The 21,816-nt window shown below is 74.3% G+C and carries 2 protein-coding genes; both read right to left on the bottom strand.

Annotation, left to right across the window (positions count from 1 at the left end):
• Positions 1-233 precede the first annotated feature (233 nt).
• Positions 234-6,800: an SDR family NAD(P)-dependent oxidoreductase gene (locus tag QF030_RS37470; RefSeq protein ID WP_307167007.1), complete on the bottom strand. Its 6,567-nt coding sequence runs from the start codon at positions 6,798-6,800 to the stop codon at positions 234-236.
• Complete coding sequence (locus tag QF030_RS37465; protein WP_307167006.1) at positions 6,797-21,796, bottom strand: SDR family NAD(P)-dependent oxidoreductase; 15,000 nt, start codon at positions 21,794-21,796, stop codon at positions 6,797-6,799. The genes QF030_RS37470 and QF030_RS37465 overlap by 4 nt, the downstream gene beginning before the upstream one ends.
• Positions 21,797-21,816: the final 20 nt, after the last annotated feature.

The raw sequence follows: 21,816 nt of genomic DNA, 5'->3' as shown, positions 1-21,816 counted from the left end.
GATCCCATGCGCGCCCGGAGATGTCACCCGGAGCGGCGGAAGGGTGGATACCGGCGGCCGTCACCGGTGGCTGGGTGGCCGAAACGCCGGAAATTTAAGACGAAGAACCGAGAAAAAAAGCTACCGGCGGCTCACCCCTACCAACAACCCCTATCCAGCGGTCGGCAACCCCTATCCGGCCGCTGATTCGAAGCACGGACGATCACCGATCCGGAATGGACACACCGCACCGGTCACGTGGCGTCGGGGAGGTTTCCGTCGATGAGCGCGAAGAGCTCGTCGTCCGTGGCCGAATCGAGCTCGACCTCCGTCGCGTCGCCGGACGGCGTCACGGTCTCCTGGTGGGCGTCGTCCCATCGGCTCAGCAGCGTCCGCAGACGTCTGGTGATCCTGTCCCGCAGTTCCTCCTCCGGCCGGCTCCGCAGCAGCGCCTGTTCGAGGCTCTCTATGTCGTCGAGCACCGGGGGGGAGGGCGGCGCCGCCTCGGCGGTGAGCCGGGTGCGCAGATAGCCGGCGAGTTCGGCCGGAGTGGGGTGGTCGAAGACCAGGGTCGCCGGGAAGCGGCAACCGGTCGCCGCGGTCAGTCTGTTGCGGACGTCGACGGCGGTGAGGGAGTCGAAGCCGAGATCGCGGAACGGAGTGTCCGGGGCCAGGGCCTCCGCGTCCCCCGCCCCCAGCGCGACGGCGGCGTGCGACCGCACCAGATGCAACAGGAACTTTCTCTGCTCGGTCTCGGTCAGCGCGGCCAGCTGCCTCGTCAGACCGGCAGCGGGGTCGGCCCCCGCGTCCCGGGGCCGCACCGGCGTGTTGATCAGTCCACGCCAGATCGCCGGAAGCGAACCGTCCCGGGCGAGCGTGCGGAGCCGGCCCACCCGGATGGCGGACGCCAGCAGCACGGGTTCGGCGGACAACCGCGCGGCGTCGAAGAGCGTCAGCGCCTGCTCGGTGGGCAGCGGGGTGAAGTACCCGTCGATGCGGGCCCGGTGGGAGCTGGTGATGCCGGCGGTCAACTCGCTGGTCTCCGCCCACAGGCCCCACGCTATCGACGTCGCGGGCAGGCCCATGGCCCTGCGGTGACCGGCGAGCGCGTCCAGGAAGACGTTGGCGGCCGCGTAGTTGCCCTGTCCCGGAGCGCCGGTCAGTCCGGCGCCCGAGGAGAACATCACGAACTCAGCGAGGTCGGACTGCGCGGTGAGCTCGTGCAGGTGCAGTGCCGCGTCGGCCTTGGGCCGCATGACTGCGTCGATCTTGTCCGGGGTGATCGAGGGCAGGATCCCGTCGTCGAGGACACCTGCGGCGTGCACCACCGAGGTCAGCGGGTGACCGGCCGGAATCGCGGCCAGTACCCGGGCGAGGTCCGCCCGTTCGGCGACATCACAGGCGACGATCTCCACCCGGGCGCCCAGCTCGGTCAGTTCGGCGCGGATCGTCTCCGCGTCGGACGCCCCGGGACCGCGGCGGCTCACCAGAACGAGGTGCCTGGCCCCCCGCTCGGCCAGCCGGCGCGCCACGAGACGGCCCAGCGTCCCGGTGCCGCCGGTGACGAGCACGGTCCCCTCGGGGTCCGGTGTCCGCGGGAGGGTGAGCACGATCTTGCCGACGTGCCGGGCCCGGCTCATGAACCGGAACGCCGGTATCGCCCGGCGGACGTCCCAGGTGGTCAGCGGCGGCAACTCCAGCGAGCCGGCCCGGAACAGGCTCATGATGTCGTCCAGCATCTCCTTGATGCGGTCCGGTCCCGCCTCGGTCAGGTCGAACGCCCGGTAGCTGGTTCCGGGGTGGCTGCCGCAGACGCCGTCGCGGTCGCGGACGTCCGTCTTCCCCATCTCGACGAAACGTCCGCCGGGCCGCAGCAGACGCAGCGAGGCGTCGACGAACTCCCCGGCCAGCGAGTTGAGCACGACGTCGACGCCCTGTCCGGCGGTCGCCTCGGCGAAGTGCCCTTCGAACTCGAGCGTGCGGCTCGACGCGATGTGCGCGTCGTCCAGTCCGGCGGCCTTCAGCACCGGCCACTTGCCCCGGCTGGCGGTCGCGAACACCTGCGCGCCGCGCTGCCCGGCCAGCTGGATCGCCGCCGTGCCGACCCCGCCGGCACCCGCGTGCACGAGCACCCTCTCCCCGGCGCGCAGCCCGGCCAGGTCGAACAGCCCGTAGTACGCGGTGAGGAAGGCGACCGACACCGACGCGGCCTCCTCGTACGACCATGCGTCGGGAATCCTGGCGAGCAGCCGGTGGTCGGTCACCGCGACCGGGCCGAAGGCGCTGGTCAGCAGACCCAGCACGCGGTCCCCGGGGGCCAGGTCGGGTACGTCGCTGCCGACGGCCAGCACCGTTCCCGCGCCTTCGCCGCCCAGCTCCGTCTCACCCGGGAGCAGCCCCAGCGCGACGACCACGTCGTGGAAGTTGAGCCCGGCGGCGCGCACGGCCACCCGGACCTCGCGCGGGCCGGGCGGGCCGGTCACCGGCGCGCGTTCCGCCAGCGTCAGTTCCTCCAGAGTCCCGGTGCCGGCGCACTCCAGGCGCCAGGTGGTCGCGCCGGCGGGCGGCATCAGGGTTTCGCCGGCCCCGGCCCGGGCCAGCCGCGGCGCCAGCAGCTCGCCGGAACGGACGGCGAGCTGGGGTTCCCCGCAGGCCGCTGCCGCCGCCCAGACGTCCCCCGGGCTGGCGTCGTCCGGGCCGGTGCCGTCGTCCACCAGGACGAACCGGTCCGGATGTTCCGTCTGCGCCGTGCGGACCAGCCCCCACACGGCGGCGGAGGCCAGATTCGCGGTGTCGTCCCCGTCCTGCGCGGCGACCGCGCCCTGGGTCCTGATCAGCAGACGCGCGGCGCCGAGGCCGTCGTCCGCCGACCACTCCTGCACCATGCGGAGCGCAGCCGCGGTGACGGTGCGCACGCGTGCGGCCAACTCGGCGGCGCCGCGGCCGCCCGCGGGTCCGGGAACGCTCCACACCACCAGGTCGGGTACGGGCGTTCCCGCGGCGATCGCCGCGCGGAGAGCGGCCAGGTCGCGGTGCACTCCGCAGCCGCCGAGCCGTTCGGCGATCTCCGTCCCGTCCTCGCCGAGCACCGCCCACCGCTGCCGCCCCGCCGTCCGCCCCTGCTCCGAGGGAGCCACGGGCAGCCAGGAGAGACGGAACAGCGCGTCACGCAACGCGTCGGTGGTCGTCGCGCGACGCTGCCAGGACGAGCCCGGCCGCACGACGAGGGTTCCCACCGAGACCACCGGCCGTCCGTCGAGGTCCGCGGCCGTCAGCGCCACCCGGTCGGGACCGAGTTTTCGGACCTTGACCCGCAGGTCGGTGGCGCCGGGCGCCACCAGAGTCACGTCGCTGAACACGAACGGCAGCCGGATCCCGTCACCCGTCGGTGAGTCCTCGCCGGAGACGAGGATGCCGGCCGCCTGTGCCGCCGCGTCCAGCAGAGCGGGATGGACGCCGAACCGCCCGGCGTCACCGCGCTGCTGGGAGGGCAGCCCGACCTCGGCATAGATGTCGTCGCCGGCCCGCCACAGTCTGCGTATCCCGCGGAAGGCCGGTCCGTACCCGTATCCGCGCTCCGCGTACTCCTCGTAGAGCCGTTCCGTGGGCAGCGGCTCCGCGCCGGTCGGCGGCCAGATCACGAGGTCGCCGAAGTCCCCACCGACGGGCGAGCCGGTCAGCTCGCCCACGGCGTTCGTGGTCCATTCGCCGTCGACGGACGTATCCTCCGGGCGCGAGTACATTGTCACCGGGCGTCTGCCCGAGCCGTCCGGGGCGCCGGCGACCACCTGGACCTGGACGGCACCCGTAGGCGGAACCGCCAGGGGCGCCTCCAGGGCCAGTTCCTCGATTCCGGAGCAGTCGGCCTCGGTCGCGGCGCGCAGCGCCAGCTCCACGAACGCCGTGCCGGGAAGCACGACCTGGTCCCCGACCATGTGATCGGCCAGCCATCCGTGGGTGTGCGGCGACAGGCGACCGGACAGGACGACGGCGTCGTGCCCGGCGACGTCCACGGCGGCACCGAGCATGGGGTGGTCACCGGCGCGCAGGCCCGCCTTCGCGAGGGCGTCCCCGGACGGCGCCGTGGGGTCCAGCCAGTAACGCCGGCGCTGGAAGGCGTACGAGGGAAGGACGACATCGCGCCCTCGGCGTCCGAGCATGTTCTCCCAGGCGACCGGCACGCCGTCGACGTAGGCCTGCGCGACCGAGCCGAGGAAGTCGTCCGGGCCGCCGCGGTCGCGGTGCAGCGTGCCGAGGACGACCGCCCGGGCGTCCGCGTCGGCGATCGTCTCCTCGAGTCCCATGGTCAGTACGGGGTGCGGGCTCGCCTCCACGAACAACTCGTACCCCCGGTCGAGCAGGGTGCGGGTGACCTCGTCGAAGCGCACCGGCTGCCGGAGGTTGCGGTACCAGTAGTCCGCGTCGAGTCCGGCGGTGTCCAGCTGGCCGCCGGTGACCGCCGAGTAGAACGGGATGTGCGAGGGGCCGGGGGTGATGCCCTTCAGCTGCACGAGCAACTCGTCCCGGATCCGCTCCACGTGCGGCGAGTGCGAGGCGTAGTCGACCGCGAGGCGGCGTACCCGGATTCCTGAGTCCTGGTGCTCGGCCACCAGCTCGGTCATCGCGGCGCTGTCGCCCGACACCACCACCGAACCGGGCCCGTTCACGACGGCGATCGTCAGCCGGCCCTCCCACCGGGCCAGCCGCGCCTCGGCCGCCTCGCGTCCGAGGGCCAGTGACGCCATCGCCCCCTGCCCGGACAGCGAGGCCAGGGCGCGGCTGCGCAGTGCCACGACCTGTGCGGCGTCCTCCAGGGACAGGCCGCCGGCCACACAGGCGGCCGCGATCTCGCCCTGCGAGTGTCCGACCACCGCGGCGGGCACGATCCCCGCGTGCTGCCACAGGGCGGCCAGCGACACCATGACGGCGAACAGCGTCGGCTGTACGACGTCCACCCGCTCCAGGTCGGGGGCGCCGGACACACCGCGGAGCACGTCGCGCACCGACCAGCCGGTGAACGGCGCCAGCGCCTGGTCGCACGCGGCGAGCCGGTCGCGGAACACCGGGGCCGTCCTCAGCAGTCCGAGTGCCATCCCCTGCCACTGGGAACCCTGCCCGGGGAACACCAGGACCGCCTCGCCGGACCGGGTGCGTGCCGCACCCTGGACCAGCCCCGGCGCGGGCCGTTCCGCGGCCAGCGCGTGCAGCCCGGTGAGCAGTTCGCTGCGGGTGCCGCCGAGGACGACGGCCCGGTGGGACAGGGCCGTACGGCGCACCAGCGCGCCCGCGACGTCCCGCGGACCAAGGTCGGGCCGGGTCTTCAGGAACTCCGCGAGCCGCGCGGCCTGACCGCGCAGCCCACGCTCACCCCGGCCCGACAGCACCCACGGCACCGTCCCGGCCTCACCCGTCGGGTCATTGCCGGGCGGGTCCGCGGGCGGTGCTTCGTCCGGCTCGGGTGCCTGCTCGAGGATGAGGTGGGCGTTGGTGCCGCTGATGCCGAAGGAGGACACGCCGGCCCGCCGCGGGCGCCCGTGGTCGGGCCACGGCACCGCCTCCACCACGGGCTTCACTGCGCCCGCCGACCAGTCCACGTGCGGGCTGGGCTCGTCGATGTGCAGCGTCGCCGGCACGACGCCGTGCCGCATCGCCAGCACCAGTTTCATCACGCTCGCGGCGCCCGCGGCCGCCTGGGTGTGACCGATGTTCGACTTCGCCGACCCGAGGAGCACGGGCCGGTCCCCGGGCCGGTGCCGCCCGTAGGTGGCCAGCAGCGCCTGTGCCTCGATCGGATCGCCCAGCGCGGTCCCGGTGCCGTGCGCGTCCACGACGTCCACGTCCGACGCCGTCACGCCCGCTCGGGCCAGGGCGGCCTGGATCACCCGCTCCTGCGACGGCCCGTTCGGCGCGGTCAGTCCGCTCGACGCGCCGTCCTGATTCGTCGCCGAGCCCTTGATGACGGCGAGGATCCGGTGCCCGCGTCGCCGCGCCTGCGACAGCGTCTCGACGAGCAGCAGGCCGACGCCCTCCGCGAAGCCGAATCCGTCCGCGTCGGACGAGAACGCCTTGCACCGCCCGTCCGGCGACAACGCGCGCTGCCGGCTGAACTCGACGAACACCTTCGGGCTCGACATGACCGCGACCCCGCCGGCCACCGCCATCGAGCACTCGCCCGACCGCAGCGCCTGACAGGCCAGGTGCAGCGCCACCAACGACGACGAGCACGCCGTGTCGACCGTGACCGCCGGGCCCTCCAGGCCGAACACGTACGCCACCCGGCCCGTCAGGACACTGGGAGTGGTCCCGGCCACGGCGTAGCCCTCCACGCCGTGCGGATAGTCCGTCGGGCCGGCACCGACGAACACCCCGGTCCGGCTCCCCTTCAGGCTCGCCGGATCCACTCCGGCGGCCTCGAACAGCTCCCAGGAGGTCTCGAGCAGCAGCCGCTGCCGGGGGTCCATGGCCAGCGCCTCACGCGGGGAGATTCCGAAGAACTCCGCGTCGAAGTCCGCCACTTCGTCCAGGAAGCCGCCCTCGCGGACGTACGACGTGCCCTGGTGATCGGGGTCCGGATCGAACAGTCCGGCCAGATCCCAGCCCCGGTCCGCCGGGAACCCGGACACCGCGTCCCGGCCCTCGGCCAGCAGCCGCCAGAACTCCTCCGGCGAGGTCACGCCCCCCGGCAGGCGGCACGCCATCCCCACGATCGCCACCGGCTCGCCGAGCGTAGCCTCGAGTTCGTCGTTGCGCGCGCGCAGCCGCCGGGTCTCCTTGACCGATTCCCGCAGCGCGCTGGTGATCTTCTCGACTGATGCAGTCATCGGGTCTCACTCTCCGGAGTTCCGCTCGTGCCGTCGGCGCCGTGCACGGCGCGGATCAGTTCGTCCACGTCCATGTCGTCGACCGTGCCGATGTCGTCCTCGTCGGGCCGTCCGTGGCCGTCGTCGTCCGCCGCGATCGGGGTGTCACCGGCAGGACTGAGTTGTTCGTCGAGCCGGCGTGCGAGTTCCGTCGGCGTCGGGCAGTCGAAGACGAGGGTCGCGGGCAGCCGCAGACCGGTGGCCGTGGCCAGCCGGTTACGCAGTTCGACGGCCGTCAGCGAATCGAATCCCATCTCGACGAACCCGCGGTCGACGTCCAGCGCGGTCGCCGAACCGTGGCCCAGCACCGCGGCGGCCTGTTTCCTGACCAGGTTCACGAGCGCCTGGCGCCGCTCGGCCGCGGACAGCCCGGTGAGCCGGTCGGCCCCTCCGGCGGAGGTGCCGGCGTCGCCCGCGCCGCGGTCCGGCCGGGCACGGCGCGGCACCAGCGGGCGCATCACGGGCGGGAGCGAACCCTGGCTCTCCTGGGCACGCAGCGCGGCACGGTCGATGTGCGCCGCCACCACCAGCGGCTCGTCGGCTCGGACCCCTTGGTCGAACAGGGCGAGGCCCTCCGCGGCCGACATGGCCTGCGCCCCGCCCCGGGAGAGCCGTTCGCGGTCCAGCGCGTTCATCTGACCCGTCAGCGCGCTGTCGGGTGCCCACAGGCCCCAGGCGATCGACGATGCGGCCTGACCACGCGAACGCCTGACCGCGGCGAGCGTGTCGAGGAACACGTTGGCCGCGCCGTAGTTGGCCTGCCCGGGATTGCCGAGCAGTCCGGCGGCGGACGAGTACAGGGCGAACATGCCGAGGTCGAGACCGGAGGTCAACTCGTCGAGGTGCACGGCGCCATCGATCTTGGGACGCAGAACGGGCGCCAGGCGCTCGCCGGTGAGGGAGGTGAACACCGTGTCGTCCAGCGCTCCCGCCGTGTGGACCACCGCGGTGAGCGGGTGGTCCACCGGAATCCCGCCCAGCAGGCCGGCCAGGGCCTCGCGATCGGCGATGTCGCAGGCGGCCAGCGTCACGTCGGCGCCCAGCGCCGCGAGTTCGGCGCGCAGTTCACCGGCGCCCGGCGCGCCGGCGCCCTGCCGGCTCGCCAGCAGGATGTGGCGCATCCCCCAGGGACCGGCCAGGTGCTTGGCCACCAGAGCGCCCAGCGTCCCGGTGCCGCCGGTGACCAGTACCGTGCCGTCGGGGTCGGGGACCGGCGGGATCGTCAGGACGAGTTTGCCGACGTGCTTGGCCTGAGCCATGTGGCGGAAGGCCTCGGGCGCGTCACGGACGTCCCAGGTGCGGACAGGCAGCGGCTGCACGGCGCCGTCCCGCAGCAGCCGGACGACCTCGGTCAGCATGGTGTGGATGGACTCCGGGGTCGTGTCCGGCACGAGGTCCACCGGCCGGTACACCACGCCCGGATGGGCGGCGGCGACCTGTTCCGGGTCCCGGCGGTCGGTCTTCCCCAGCTCGATGAATCGGCCGCCGCGGGGCAGCAGGCGCAGCGACGCGTCGACGAGGTCGCCGGACAGTGAGTTGACGACCACGTCGACCCCCGCACCGCCGGTGGCATCGAGCACCCGGTCGGCGAACGCGGAGTCCCGTGAGGAGGAGATGTGGGCGTCGTCCAGTCCCATGTTCCGCAGCGCGTCGTGCTTGCCGGGGCTCGCCGTGGCGAACACCTCGGCGCCCAGATGGCGGGCCATGTGGACCGCCGCCGTGCCGACCCCGCCGGCCGCCGCGTGGATGAGGACCCGCTGTCCGGGGCGCAGGCCCGCCGCGTCGTGCAGGGCGAACCGGGCGGTCAGGAAGGCGGAGGGGACCGCGGCCGCCTGCTCGAACGACCAGTCCTGCGGCATCGGGACCAGCCAGCGGTGATCGGTGACCGCCTCGGTGCCGAACGCGCGTGGCATCAGCCCCATCACCCGGTCCCCGGGCTTCAGTCCGGTCACGCCGGGACCGGTCGCCCGGATCACGCCGGCGCCTTCGCCGCCGATGAACAGGCCGTCGTCCGGGGGCAGTCCCAGAGCGACCAGGAGATCGTGGAAGCTGATCCCGGCCGCGCGGACCCGGACCCGCACCTGGCCCGGTGCCAGCGGCTCTCCGGTCTCCTGGCACGCCGCGACGGTCATGGCGTCGAGGACGCCGGAGGGGTCCGGTTCGAGCCGCCACCGGCCACCGAGCGGCGGTGTCAGCCTGCCCCGCGCCGGGCCTGTCGGCGCCAGTCCGGGGACCAGCAGCGCCCCTCGCCGGATCGCGATCTGCGGCTCGTCACCGGCCAGCGCGTGCGCCAGCGTGTCCGTGCCGTCGTGCTCGTCCAGGTCGGCGAGGACGATCCGGCCCGGATTCTCGGCCTGGGCCGAGCGGAGCAGCCCCCACACCGGCGCCGCGCCGAGGTCGCGCACGTCGTCGGGTCCCGCGACCGCCAGTGCGCGGCGGGTGAGGACGACCAGTGGCGTGTCGGCCGTCCGGTCGTCGGCCAGCCACGCCTGAACCTCGCGCAGGACCGCGCCGGTCAGGTCGAGGGCCGAACCGGGCAGTCCGGCGCCGGGTGCCGTCGCGCAGGGGAGCACGGCCGTACGGGGGAACGGCGTGCCGTCGGCGGGCGCGTCGAGGAAGGCGGCCACGCCGGGGCGGGTGGACACGGGTGTCCCCGACGCGGCCAGCGAGTCTGCCAGGCCGAAGGTGTCCGCGCCGAGTACGACCCAGTCGCCGCCGACGCGGGTCCCCGGCGTCGCCAGGGGGAGCCAGTCCAGCCGGAACAGGGACCGCCCGCCCTGGTTCGCGGCTCCGGAGAGCTGCTCGACCGGTACCGGCCGGGTCACCAGTCGTTCGATCACCAGCACCGGGTCGCCGGACTCGTCCGCCGCGGTCAGCGCCACCGCGTCCGGACCTGCCGGGGAGATGCGTACTCGCAGGGCCCGCGCACCGGGCGCGAACAGCGAGACGCCGGCCAGGGTGAACGGCAGTCGCACCGTCCTGTCACCGCCGTCGCCCGGTGCGGCGGACGGGGCGAGCACCATCGCGTGCAGCGCCGCGTCGAGCAGCGCGGGGTGCATGCCGTACCGGCCCGCCTCATCACTCACCCGGGCGGGCGGCGACACCTCGGCGTAGACGTCCTCGCCGCTCCGCCACGCCCGGGCCAGGCCCTGGAACGACGGCCCGTAGGTGTAGCCGGCCTCCGCTCCCGCGGCGTAGAAGGCGTGCGGGTCCATCGGCACCGGCTCGGCGCCGGGCGGCGGCCAGGCGGTCAGCGAGGCGGGAGCGGTGCCGGCGTCCGGCGCCAGGACCGCCGACGCGTGCCGCTTCCAGTCACCGTCCCGGCAGTTCTCCCCGTCCGGCCGTGAGTAGACGGCCAGGGACCGGTGCTCCGAGTCGTCGGGCGGGCCCACCACCAGTTGGAGGCGTACCGCATCGTCGCCGTGCAGCAGCAACGGCGCTTCCAGGGTCAGTTCCTCGACCCGTGGGCAGCCCGCCTCGGCACCGGCCCGCAGAGCCAGCTCGGCGAAGCCCGTCCCCGGGAACAGACACACTCCGTCGACCGCGTGATCGGCCAGCCACGGCCGGGTCCGGGCCGACAACCGCCCGGTGAGCACCAGAGCTCCGCTGTCGGCCAGTTCCACCGCGGCACCGAGCAGTGGATGGTTCGGCGCGGCCACACCGAGGGCCGCCGGGTCCACGGCGGCACTCTCGTCCTCCATCCAGAAGCGCTGCCGGTCGAAGGCGTACGTGGGCAGCGGGACCCGCCTGCCGCCGGGGAACAGCCCGGCCCAGTCCAGGCCGGCGCCGTGCACCCACGCCTCCGCCAGCGAGGCCGTGAACCGGGCCGGCCCGCCTTCGTCGCGGCGCAGCGAGCCCACCGTCACGGGCTCGGCGGTGTCGTCCGCCGAGGTGGCGGTGTCCAGCACGGCGGCGCTCAGCACGGGGTGCGGGCTCGCCTCGACGAACATCGTGAACCCGTTGTCGAGCAGCGCCCGGGTGGCGCGCTCGAACCGCACCGGTTCGCGCAGGTTCCGGTACCAGTACTCGGCGTCCAGTTCACCGGTGTCGGCCGGCTCCCCGGTCACCGCGGAGTAGAACGGTATGCGCGAGCGCCGGGGGGTGATCCCGTCCAGCTTCGCCAGGAGGTCGTCGCGCATCGGCTCGACCTGCGGCGAGTGCGACGCGTAGTCGACCTCGATGCGCCGGATCCGTATGCCCTGCCGTTCACACTCGGCGGTCAGGTCGTCCAGCGCGTCGGTGTCACCGGCCACGACGACCTGCGAGGGGCTGTTGACGGTCGCGATCGTCAGTCGTCCCTCCCACGGGGCGAGCAGCTTGGCCACCCGCTGCTCGTCCACCTGAAGGGACGCCATTCCGGCGATGCCGGTCAGCCGGGCCAGTTCCGCCGCCCGTACGGCCACCACCCTGGCGGCGTCCTCCAAAGACAGTCCGCCGGCCACGTACGCCGCGGCGATCTCGCCCTGGGAGTGACCGACCACGGCCGCGGGGCTCACACCGTGGTGCTGCCACAGGCGAGCCAGCGACACCATCACCGCGAACAGCGTCGGCTGCACCACGTCGACCCGGTCCAGGCCGGGTGCTCCGTCCGCCCGGCGGAGCACGTCGGTCAGCGACCAGTCGACGTGCGGAGCCAGTGCCTGCTCGCATTCGCGGAGGTACCCGGCGAACTGCGGGGAGGCGTCGAGCAGCTCCGCGGCCATTCCGGGCCACTGGCTGCCCTGACCGGGGAACACGAAGACGATCCGCGGCTTGCGCTGCGCGGTGCCGCGCACCAGCCCGGGGTCCGGCTCGTCGCCGGCCAGCAGGGTGATCCGGCGGAGCCGGTCGTCCCGGTCGGCGCCGAGAATCACCGCGCGATGCGCCAGCGCCGCACGCGAGGACGCCAGACTCCAGCCGATGTCGCGCGGCTGGAGACCGGACTCGTCGGCGAGCAGCCGGCGCAGCTTGTCGGCCTGTTGCCGCAGCGAGCCGGGGGACGCCGCCGAGACGGGCCAGAGAACCGGCGCGGCCGCCGGACCGGGAGCGGCGTCCTCGTCCTGCTGCGGCTGCGCCGGCGGCTGTTCGAGGATGAGGTGGGCGTTGGTGCCGCTGACCCCGAACGAGGAGATCCCCGCACGCCGCGGACGCCCGTCCTCGGGCCACGGCACCGCCTCCACCGCGAGCTCGACCTCGCCCGCCGACCAGTCCACCTGACGACTCGGCTGATCGACGTGGAGCGTCGCGGGTACCAGTGCATGACGCATCGCCAGCACCATCTTCATGACACCGACCGCACCCGCCGCCGCCTGCGTATGACCGATGTTCGACTTCACCGACCCGAGCAGGAGCGGCCTGTCGGCAGGCCGGTCCTGACCGTAGGTCGCCAGCAGCGCCTGCGCCTCGATCGGATCGCCCAGGGTCGTCCCCGTCCCGTGCGCCTCCACCACGTCCACGTCACGCAGCGACAGCCCCGCGTTGGCCACCGCCTGCCGGATCACCCGCTGCTGGGACGGCCCGTTCGGTGCCGTCAGCCCGTTGGACGCACCGTCCTGGTTCAGGGCCGAGCCGCGGACGACCGCGAGAACCTCATGTCCCCGGCGGCGGGCCTCCGACAGCGGTTCGACCAGCAGCAGGCCGACGCCCTCGGCGAATCCGGTGCCGTCCGCGGCGTCGGCGAACGCCTTGCACCGGCCGTCCGCCGACAACGCGCGCTGCCGGCTGAACTCCACGAACACCTTCGGGCTCGACATCACTGCGACCCCGCCGACGACCGCCATCGAGCACTCGCCCGCCCGCATCGCCTGACCTGCCAGGTGCAGCGCCACCAGGGACGAGGAGCACGCCGTGTCGACTGTGATCGCCGGGCCCTCCAGCCCGAACACATAGGACACCCTGCCCGAGATCACGGCTGGTGTGCTGCCGGTCACCGCGTACCCCTCGGCGCTGCGCGGCGCCAGTGGCGCCCCGGTCGCGTAATCCGTCGGACCGGCCCCGATGAAGACTCCGGTCCGGCTCCCCCGCAGACTCGCCGGATCGACTCCGGCGTTCTCGAACAGGTCCCAGGAGGCTTCGAGGAGCAGCCGCTGCCGGGGGTCCATGGTCAGCGCCTCACGCGGGGAGATCCCGAAGAACTCCGCATCGAATCCCGCGACTTCGTCCAGGAACCCGCTCTCGCGGACGTACGACGTCCCCGGGCGGTCCGGATCGTCGTCGAACAGCCCGGCCAGATCCCAGCCCCGGTCCGCCGGGAACCCGGACACCGCGTCCCGGCCCTCGGCCAGCAGCCGCCAGAACTCCTCCGGCGACGTCACGCCCCCCGGCAGGCGGCACGCCATCCCCACGATCGCCATCGGCTCGTCGACGGCGGTCGGGTTCTCGGCCGTCACGGCCGGTGCGGCCGCCGCTTGCGGCGCGTCCGAGGCGCCGACGGCGAGCTCGAGCAGACACCCGGCGACGGCGCCGGCGGTGGGATAGTCGAAGGCGAGGGACGCCGGCAGGCGCAGTCCGGTGGCCGCGTTCAGGCGGGTCCGGAACTCGACCGCGGTGACGGAGTCGGACCCCATCTCGGTGAAGGGCCGGTCGGGGTCCACGTCGTGGGGGCGGCCGTACCCCAGCACGGCCGCGGCCTCGGTCCGGACCAGGTCCAGCACCGCCCATTCGCGCTCGGACCCGGGCGTCCGCGCCAGCAGCCGGGCGAGACTGCTCTCCCCCGCCTCCCGCTCGCCCTGGCCCGTGGCCGCGCCCGCGACGCCCTGGACGTCGGGGAGTTCGTCCAGGAACGGCCGGGGACGGGCCGCCGTGTAGAGGGGAGCGAACCGCTCCCACTGGACGTCGGCGACGGCGACGGCGGTCTCGTCCCGGTCGAGCACCTGCCGCAGAACCTGCAGCGCCTGCCCGGAATCCAGCAGGGGGAGGCCCTGCCGTTCCGACTGGCTGGTGAACATGTCCCGCACCGCCGCCTCGTCGGCGTCCTCGCCGAACGCGTTCCAGAAGCTCCAGGAGACGGCGGTGGCCGCCTCTCCTCGACCCCGGCGCTGGACGGCCAGTGCTTCCAGGCAGGCGTCGGCGGCCGCGAAGACGCCGTTCTCGGCAGCTCCCCAGACGCCCGCGACGGAGGAGAACAGGACGAAGGCGTCCACGGACTCCTCGCGCAGCAGCTCGTCCAGGACGCGCGCACCTGTCACCTTGGCGCGCAGCGTGCGGGCGAGCTGGGCCGGTGTCGTCGAGGACAGCGGGCCGGGCTCGGGGACGACGGCCGCGTGGAAGACGCTGCGGACCGGCCGCCCGGCGGACCGGGCCTCGCTCAGCACCGCCTCCATCGCGGCGCGGTCGGCCACGTCACAGACCGCCATCGTCACCGCGGTACCCGCCCGGACGAGTTCCGCCTCCAGCTCGGCCGCGCCCGGCGCGTTCCTGCCCCGCCGGCCGGCGAGGACGACGTGCTCGGCGCCGGATGCCGCCAGCCACCGGGCGAGTCGCCTGCCGATCCGGCCGGTGCCGCCGGTGACCAGCACGCTGCCGCGCGGCTGCCAGGTCCGTACGGCGGGCCGGTCGGCCACCGGATCGCGGGCCAGCCGCCGCACGTGCACACCGCTGTCCCGTATCGCCACCTGGTCGTCCGCGCCCAGGCCGCCGCCCAGCACCGCGCACAGCCGCCGGAGCGCGACCTCGTCGGGTGAGCCGGGCAGGTCGACCAGGCCGCCCCAGCGCTGCGGGAGTTCGAGGCCCGCCACCCGCCCCAGGCCCCAGACCTGGGCCTGAACGGGCGACTGGAGGCCGGTGCCGCCCGCGCAGACCGCACCGGTGGTCGCCAGCCACAGCGGGACGTCGGCTCCCGCATCGCCCAGCGCCTGCACCAGCGCCAGGGTGGCGGCCGACCCCGCGGGGACGTCGGGGAAGTCCTCGTGCGGGCGTTCGTCCATCGCCAGCAGCGACAGCACACCCGCCGCCTCCGCGGCCCCCTCCTGCCGGAGCAGACCGGCGATGTCGTCCCGGCCGTCGCGCGCCGGGTCCAGCGTGAACTGCCGTGCGTCCGCGCCGCGTGCGGCGAGAGCCCGGCACACGGCCGCCGCACGGTCCGGGCCCTGCCCGGTGCGGGGAGCCAGGACCAGCCAGTCTCCGCTCAGCCGCGGCTCGTCAGGGTCGGCGGCGGGCTGCCAGTCGACGCGATAGCGCCAGGCGTCGAGTTCGTGCCCGACGACGTCGGGAATCGCGGCCGGCTCCACGTCGTGGCCGGCGAAGACCGGCTGCCAGTCGACGTCGGCGCCCTGCGCGTACGCCTCGGCGAGGGAGGTCAGGAAGCGCCCGGTGCCACCGTCCTGCCTCCGCAGGGTGCCCACGGCGCGCGCCTCGCTCCCGGCCTGCTCGACCGTGCCCTCGATCGCCGGTGTGAGCACCGGGTGCGGGCTCGACTCGATGAACAGGTTGTGGCCGTCCGTGAGCAGCGCACGGACCGACTCCTCGAAGCGCACCATCCGGCGGAGGCTGTGGTACCAGTAGTCGGGACCGAGTTCGGAGGTGTCCAGCAGGCCTCCGGTGGCGGCGGAGTAGAACGGCACCTTCCCCGGGCGCGGTGTGATCCCCGTGAGCACGTGCGCGAGCCGCTCGCGGATCCGCTCCACGTGCGGCGAGTGCGAGGCGTAGTCCACATCGACGCGCCGGAACCGGATCCCGTCTCCCTCGCAGAGGCCCGCCAGTTCGTCGAGAGCGCCGACGTCACCCGCCACCACGACGCTGTCGGGTCCGTTGACGGCGGCGAGCGACAGACGTCCGCCGAAGCGGTCCAGCAAGCCGGTGACCGCCTCCGCGTCGAGCGCGAGCGAAGCCATGCCGCCCTGGCCGGACAGATGCAGCAGTTCTGCACTGCGCAAGGCCACCACACGGGCCGCGTCCCGCAGCGACAGCGCACCGGCGACATGCGCGGCGGCGATCTCGCCCTGCGAGTGACCGGCCACGGCGGCGGGCACGATCCCGTACGAGCGCCAGAGTCCGGCCAGGGAGACCATCACCGCGAAGAGCGTGGGCTGCACGACGTCGACCCGGTCGAGCGACGCGGCGCCGGGTGCACCGGCGATCACGTCGGCGAGGGACCAGTCGGTGAACTCGGCCAGTGCCTCACCGCACGCGCGCATCTGCTCGGCGAAGGCCGGCTGGGCCGCCATGAGTTCGGCGGCCATTCCCGGCCACTGAGCGCCCTGCCCCGGGAACACCAGGGCGATCCTCGGGTCGTTGCCGACCCTGCCCCGGATCAGGTTCGGCGCGGTCCTGCCGTCCGCGAGCGCGGTCAGCCCGTCGCCGAAGCCGCGGGCGTCGGCGGCCAGCACGACGGCGCGGTGTGCCGCCGAGCGCGGCAGCGCGGCCAGCGAGGACCCGACGGGCAGGGGGCCGGGTTCCGGGTTCCGTGCCGTGAAGTCCCGCAGCGCGGCGGCACGTGCCCGCAGGCCGGTGGCGCTGGCGGCGGACATCACCCACGGAACCGCCGGCCGGTCACCGGGCAGGTCTACGGCTTCGCGGTACCAGTGGCGGCGGCGCTGCCACGGATAGGCGGGCAGGCTGACAGGCCGGCGCGACGCCTGGGCCGGAGCGGGAGCGGCACCGGTCACGAACAGCTCCGCCGCCGTGAGGGCGAACCGGTGCACCGGGTCGTCGGTGTCCGTCTCCACCCCGAACCGGACGGCCAGCTCATCGGGCAGGTCCCTCGCCAGGACGTCGACGAGCGCGTCCACGCCCTCGGCGCAGAAGTCGTCGGCGAGGTTCCTGGGCCGCTCGGCGGGCACACCGCGGCGGACCCGCCGCACCAGGTCGTCGCAGGACACGGCGAGGCCCTCGCCGTCCGCCGGCACCTCGGGTGTGCGGGCGGCCCGGAGTTCGACGCCGGACCCCTGCCCGGCGGCCAGGCGCAGCGCGTCGTCGAGGTCCAGCCGTCCCGCCGCCCAGGCGGCACCCAGCCGGCCCGCGCCCTCACCGGTCACTGCGTCGGGCGCCAGGCCGACGGCGCTCCACAGCCGGGCCGCCGCGACGTGGTGACACAGCAGGTAGGCGGCCGGCAGGTCGGCCGACGGCTCGCCGAGCGGGTCGATGTCCGCGCCGGTCAGCGCGGTGAGGCGCTCGGCGCAGGAGCGCAGGGCACCGGCGTACTCCGGCAGCTCCGTCAGCCGTTCACGCAGGGCGGCGGACGGCGGTTCGGCTCCGTACCAGAAGGCGACGGAGCGCTCCGTCTCCTCGGTCACCTGCCCGGACCGGGCGGTCGGCGTGCTGTTCCCGCGTGCGGCCGCCTCGAGGGCCGCCGCGACGGCGGGGGCGTCCTGGCCGGTGACGGCGAGGCGGTGGCCCAGCCAGGTGCGCCGGTAGGCGGCGGTGAAGACGATGGCGTCCAGGTCGGCGGGAGCCTCCCGGAGCCGGGTGGCCAGGCGCCCGGCCGCCTGGCGCAGCGCGGGTTCGGCCGCCGCGGTGACCATCAGGACATAGGGTGCCCGGCGGGCCGCAACCGTCGCCGCCTCCGGAGTCTCCGGCGGCTGTTCGACGACGACGTGCGCGTTGCTGCCGCTGAAACCGAACGAGCTCACACCGGCCCGGCGCGGGTGGTCCCGTCGGGGCCACCGCTGCCGCTCGGTCACCACGGAGACGGGAAGACTCGCCCAGTCGATGCGCGTCGAGGGCCGGTTCAGCGGGTGCGGGGGAAGCTCGCCGTGGTGGAGCGCGAGGACCACCTTGAGCAGCCCGGTGACACCGGCCGCCGCCTCGAGGTGGCCGATGCTCGCCTTGGCCGCGCCGATGAGCAGTGCCTCGTCCGCCGTGCGCCCGTCCCCCAGGGCCTCGGCGAGAGCGCGGACCTCGATGGGGTCGCCGAGGGGCGTTCCCGTGCCGTGCGCCTCGACGTAGTCGACCTCGCGTGGCGCCCAGCCCGCGGTCCTGACCGCCCGTTCGATGACGGCGACCTGCGCGGACGCGTCGGGCACCGTCATGCCGCCGCTGGCGCCGTCCTGGTTGACGGCGGTGCCGCGGATCACCGAGTAGACGCGGTCCCCGTCCCGCTTCGCCGCGCCCAGCGGCTTGAGGATGAGCGCCGCCGCCCCTTCGCCCCGGCCGTACCCGTCGGCCGCGTCGTCGAAGGTCTTGCAGCGTCCATCGGGTGCCAGGGCCCCGGCCCCGGCCATGGAGACCGACACCGTGGGAGCGACGATCACGTTCGCCCCGCCCACGACGGCGATCTCGCAGTCCCCCGCGCGCAGGCCCTGACACGCCAGGTGGACGGCGGTGAGGGACGACGAGCAGGCGGTGTCGACGGCGATGCTGGGGCCGCTGAGGCCGAGGAAGTACGACAGGCGCCCGACGGCCGCGGCGAACGTCGTACCGGTCCCGTAGAAGTGGTCCACGTGGGCCATGTCGCGGGTGAGCAACTGCTGGTAGTCGGCGGTGTTGAGGCCGAAGTAGACACCTGCGGCCCGGCCGTCCCGCGCGGGCTGCCCGGCGTCCTCCAGCGCCTCCCAGGCAACCTCGAGAAGCAGCCGGTGCTGAGGATCGAGCGACTTCGCCTCGCGCGGCGAGATTCGGAAGAACTCCGCGTCGAAGCCCTCCACGTCGTCGAGGAAGCCGCCGCGCATCGGGACGTCGGACCCGGCCTCCGCCCAGATCGGCTCGGCCCGTCGTGCTGCCGGCAGGTCACGGACCGCGTCACGGCCCTCCGTCAGCAGCGACCAGAACTGCTCCGGCGAACTCGCGCCGGGCAGCCGGCACGCCATGCCGATCACCGCGACGGCGTCGTCCGACGGCTCGCCTTCGTCCGCCGGGCCGCCGGGCGATGGCGTCGACGAGGCCGTCCGGCGCGGGCCGTCGGGTTGCGACGCGGCCTCCTCCAGGAAGGCGGTGAGCGCCTCGATCGTCGGCTTCTCGAAGACGATCGTCGTGGGCAGCTCCAGGCCGAACCCGGCGGACAGGCGGTCCCGCAGCTCGACGGCGGTGAGCGAGTCGAGGCCCTGGTCGAACAGCCCGCGCCGCCGCGCGAGCGGCTGGTCGCCGGAGAGGCCGAGAACCGCCGCGACGTGCTCCTCGACGCGGCGCTGCGTCCCGCCGGGCACCTGGGGCTTCCCTGCGGGAGCAGAGGCGGGAGCGGGCGCGGAAGCGGGTACCGGCGTGGGTGCGTGAGGCACAGCGGGCGCGGCCGCCGGGGCCGGTACGCCCTCCCTGCCGTGGGCGCCCGAGGCATCGTCGTCCGCCGGTCGCGCGACCATCTCGCCGATCACCCTGCCGTCGGCGTCGAGCAGCCCCAGACGCAGCTGTGCCGGTGCCGCAGGCGCGAGCCCCTGCTCGCCGGGCTCGACGCCGGGCAGCCAGAACCTGTCACCGCCCCAGGAGGGCACGGGCAGCGTCCGGTACCGGTCCGGCGTTCCGGTGATCTTCGACCAGTCCACGTCGACACCGCTGACGTGGAGCCGTGCGAGTGTCCTGTGCAACGAGAGCGGCCCGGATTCGCCGCGGTGCAAGGTGGCCGTCACCGGCCCGTGGCGCTCACGGCGGCGGACGGCGTCCGCCAGCGGTCTGGTCAGCGTGGGGTGCGGGCCGATCTCGACGAACGCCCGTTCGCCGTCGGCGAGCAGCCGGTCGATCGCGGGCCACAGGAGCACGGGGTCGGTGAGGTTGCGCTGCCAGTAGCCGGCGTCGAAGCGCACGTCCTGGTCGTCGGGCAGCACACTGGAGAGCAACCGGACCGAGGGCACGCCGACGGTGAGGCCGGCCAGTGCCTTCCGCAGCCGCGGGCCGCAGTCGGCCACCACCGGGCTGTGGAACGCGTAGTCGCCGGCCAGCCGCTTGCACCGCAGGCCGCGCGCCTCGACCGCCGCGACCGCCGCGTCGACGGCGTCCTCGGGGCCGCTGAGCACGACCGCCTCCGGTCCGTTGACGGCGGCGATCACCACCGGCAGGCCGGTGTCGGCCAGTACCGCCAGGACCGTGTCCCGGTCCGCGCGGACCGCCACCATGGCTCCCCGGCCCGCCGTCTCCTGCAGGATCTGGCCCCGCCGGACAGCGATCCGTACGGCGTCGGCGCGGGTGATCGCGCCCGCCGCGTGCGCGGCGGCGATCTCCCCGACGCTGTGTCCGATCACGGCCCGCGGCCTGATGCCGCCTGCGGCCAGCCACCCGGTCAGCGCCATCTGTACGGCGAGGAGGGCGGGCTGGGCGTGGTCGGTCCGGCCGAGCCGGCTGTCCTCGACCCGCCGCAGCTCGTCGATCAGCGACCAGCGCACGTCCCGCCGGATCAGGGCGTCGCACTCGTCGAGCGCCTCACGGACCACGGACGACGTGTCGTACAGGTCCACCGCCATGCCCGCCCACTGCGCGCCCTGACCGGAGTAGACGAAGACCGGCTCGGGGGCACCCTCGGGGTCCACGGCGCCGACGTAGGTGCCGTCCGGCGCCTCCTCGATCCCGCCCAGCGCCGCTGTGAGCTCTTCCGGTCCCGCGGCGACGGCGGCGAACCGGTGCCGCTCATGCGTCCGCCGGGTCGCCGCGGAGGCGATGAGGTCGCCGAGCCCGTCGGCCTCGGCGGCCACCCGCTCCCCCATCCCGGCGACCTGGCCGGCCAGGCCCGACCGGTGGAAGGCCGAGGCGAGGAGCACGTAGGGACCGGCGGGGCGGCCCGCGGGCGCGGCACCGGCGGGCTCGAGACCTTCGGCGATCACATGGACGTTCGTGCCGCTGAGCCCGGACGAGCTCACCCCGACCCGGACCGGGCGGCCCGTCCCGGCGAGGCCGACCGTGCTCAGCGGGACCGCCATCCTGCCGCGGTCCCAGGAGACCGCGGAGGTGAGCCGTCCGGGGTCGGGCTGCGCGGGTACCTCACGGGAGTTGATGACCCAGAGCCCCTTGAGCAGGCCGGCGATCCCGGCCGCGCCGTCGGTGTGTCCGAACACCGCCTTGTTGGAGCCCACGTAGAGGGGAGGGCGGTCCGGATCCCGGTCCCGCGCGTAGACCTCGTCCAGGGCCATGAGTTCGACCTGGTCCCCGAGCGGGGTCCCCGTGCCGTGGGCCTCCACGTAGTCGAGGTCGGAGGGGTCGATCCCCGAACTCCCGAGGGCGGAGCGCAGCAGAGCGGCCTGGGCGCTGCCGTTGGGCGCCGTGATGCCGAGGCTGCGGCCGTCGTGGTTGACCGCCGACGAGCGGATGACCCCGTAGATCCGGTCCCGGTCGGCGAGGGCGTCGGGCAGACGCTTCAGGACGAGGACGCCGCAGCCGTCGCCGCGGAGAATGCCGTCGGCGTCGGCGGCGAAGGGACGGCACCGCCCTGTCGGCGAGATCGCGCCGATCCTGCTCATGAAGATGCTCAGCTCGGGCGTGATCATCAGGCTGACGCCACCGGCCAGAGCGATGTCGCTCTCGCCCGAGCGCAGGCTCTGGCTCGCCAGATGCACGGCCAGCAGGGAGGAGGAGCAGGCGGCGGTGACGGAGGCCATGGGCCCGTGCAGGTCGAAGGTGTACGCCAGCCGGCCCGCCACGAAGCTGGATTCGTTTCCGCTGGCGTAGTGCGGCCCGATGCCCCGGATGCCGAGCGTCTTGGTGTGCAGCGTCGCGTAGTCGTGGGCGAACATCCCGAAGAACGCCCCGGTGCGGGTGCCGTGCCAGGCGTCCGCGGGCCGCCCGGAGTCGCTCATCGCCTCCCAGGCCACCTCGAGCATGAGCCGCTGCTGCGGGTCCATCGCGCTCGCCTCTCGGGGCGAGACCCCGAAGTAGGCGGCGTCGAAGCGGTCGATCTCCTCCAGAAAGGCGCCGACATGACTGGCGGTGCCGGGACCGGCATCGCCCGGACCGGCGAACCCACGGTCCCAGCGGCTCGCGGGCACGTCCTGGAAGACGGTGGCCGCGGCCCTGAGCGCCGCGCCGAAGGAGTCGAGATCGCGGGCGTCGCCGGGGAATCGGCAGCCGACGCCGACGACGGCGATCGATGGGGCGGACGGGCTCGTCAGCGGTCGTTCTGCCATCGAAGATGTTCCTCGCTCTA

The sequence above is a fragment of the Streptomyces rishiriensis genome, from assembly GCF_030815485.1.
Taxonomy (GTDB): Bacteria; Actinomycetota; Actinomycetes; order Streptomycetales; family Streptomycetaceae; genus Streptomyces; species Streptomyces rishiriensis_A.
Note: the sequence above shows the minus strand (reverse complement) of the source record. Positions and strands in the feature narration are given on the sequence as shown.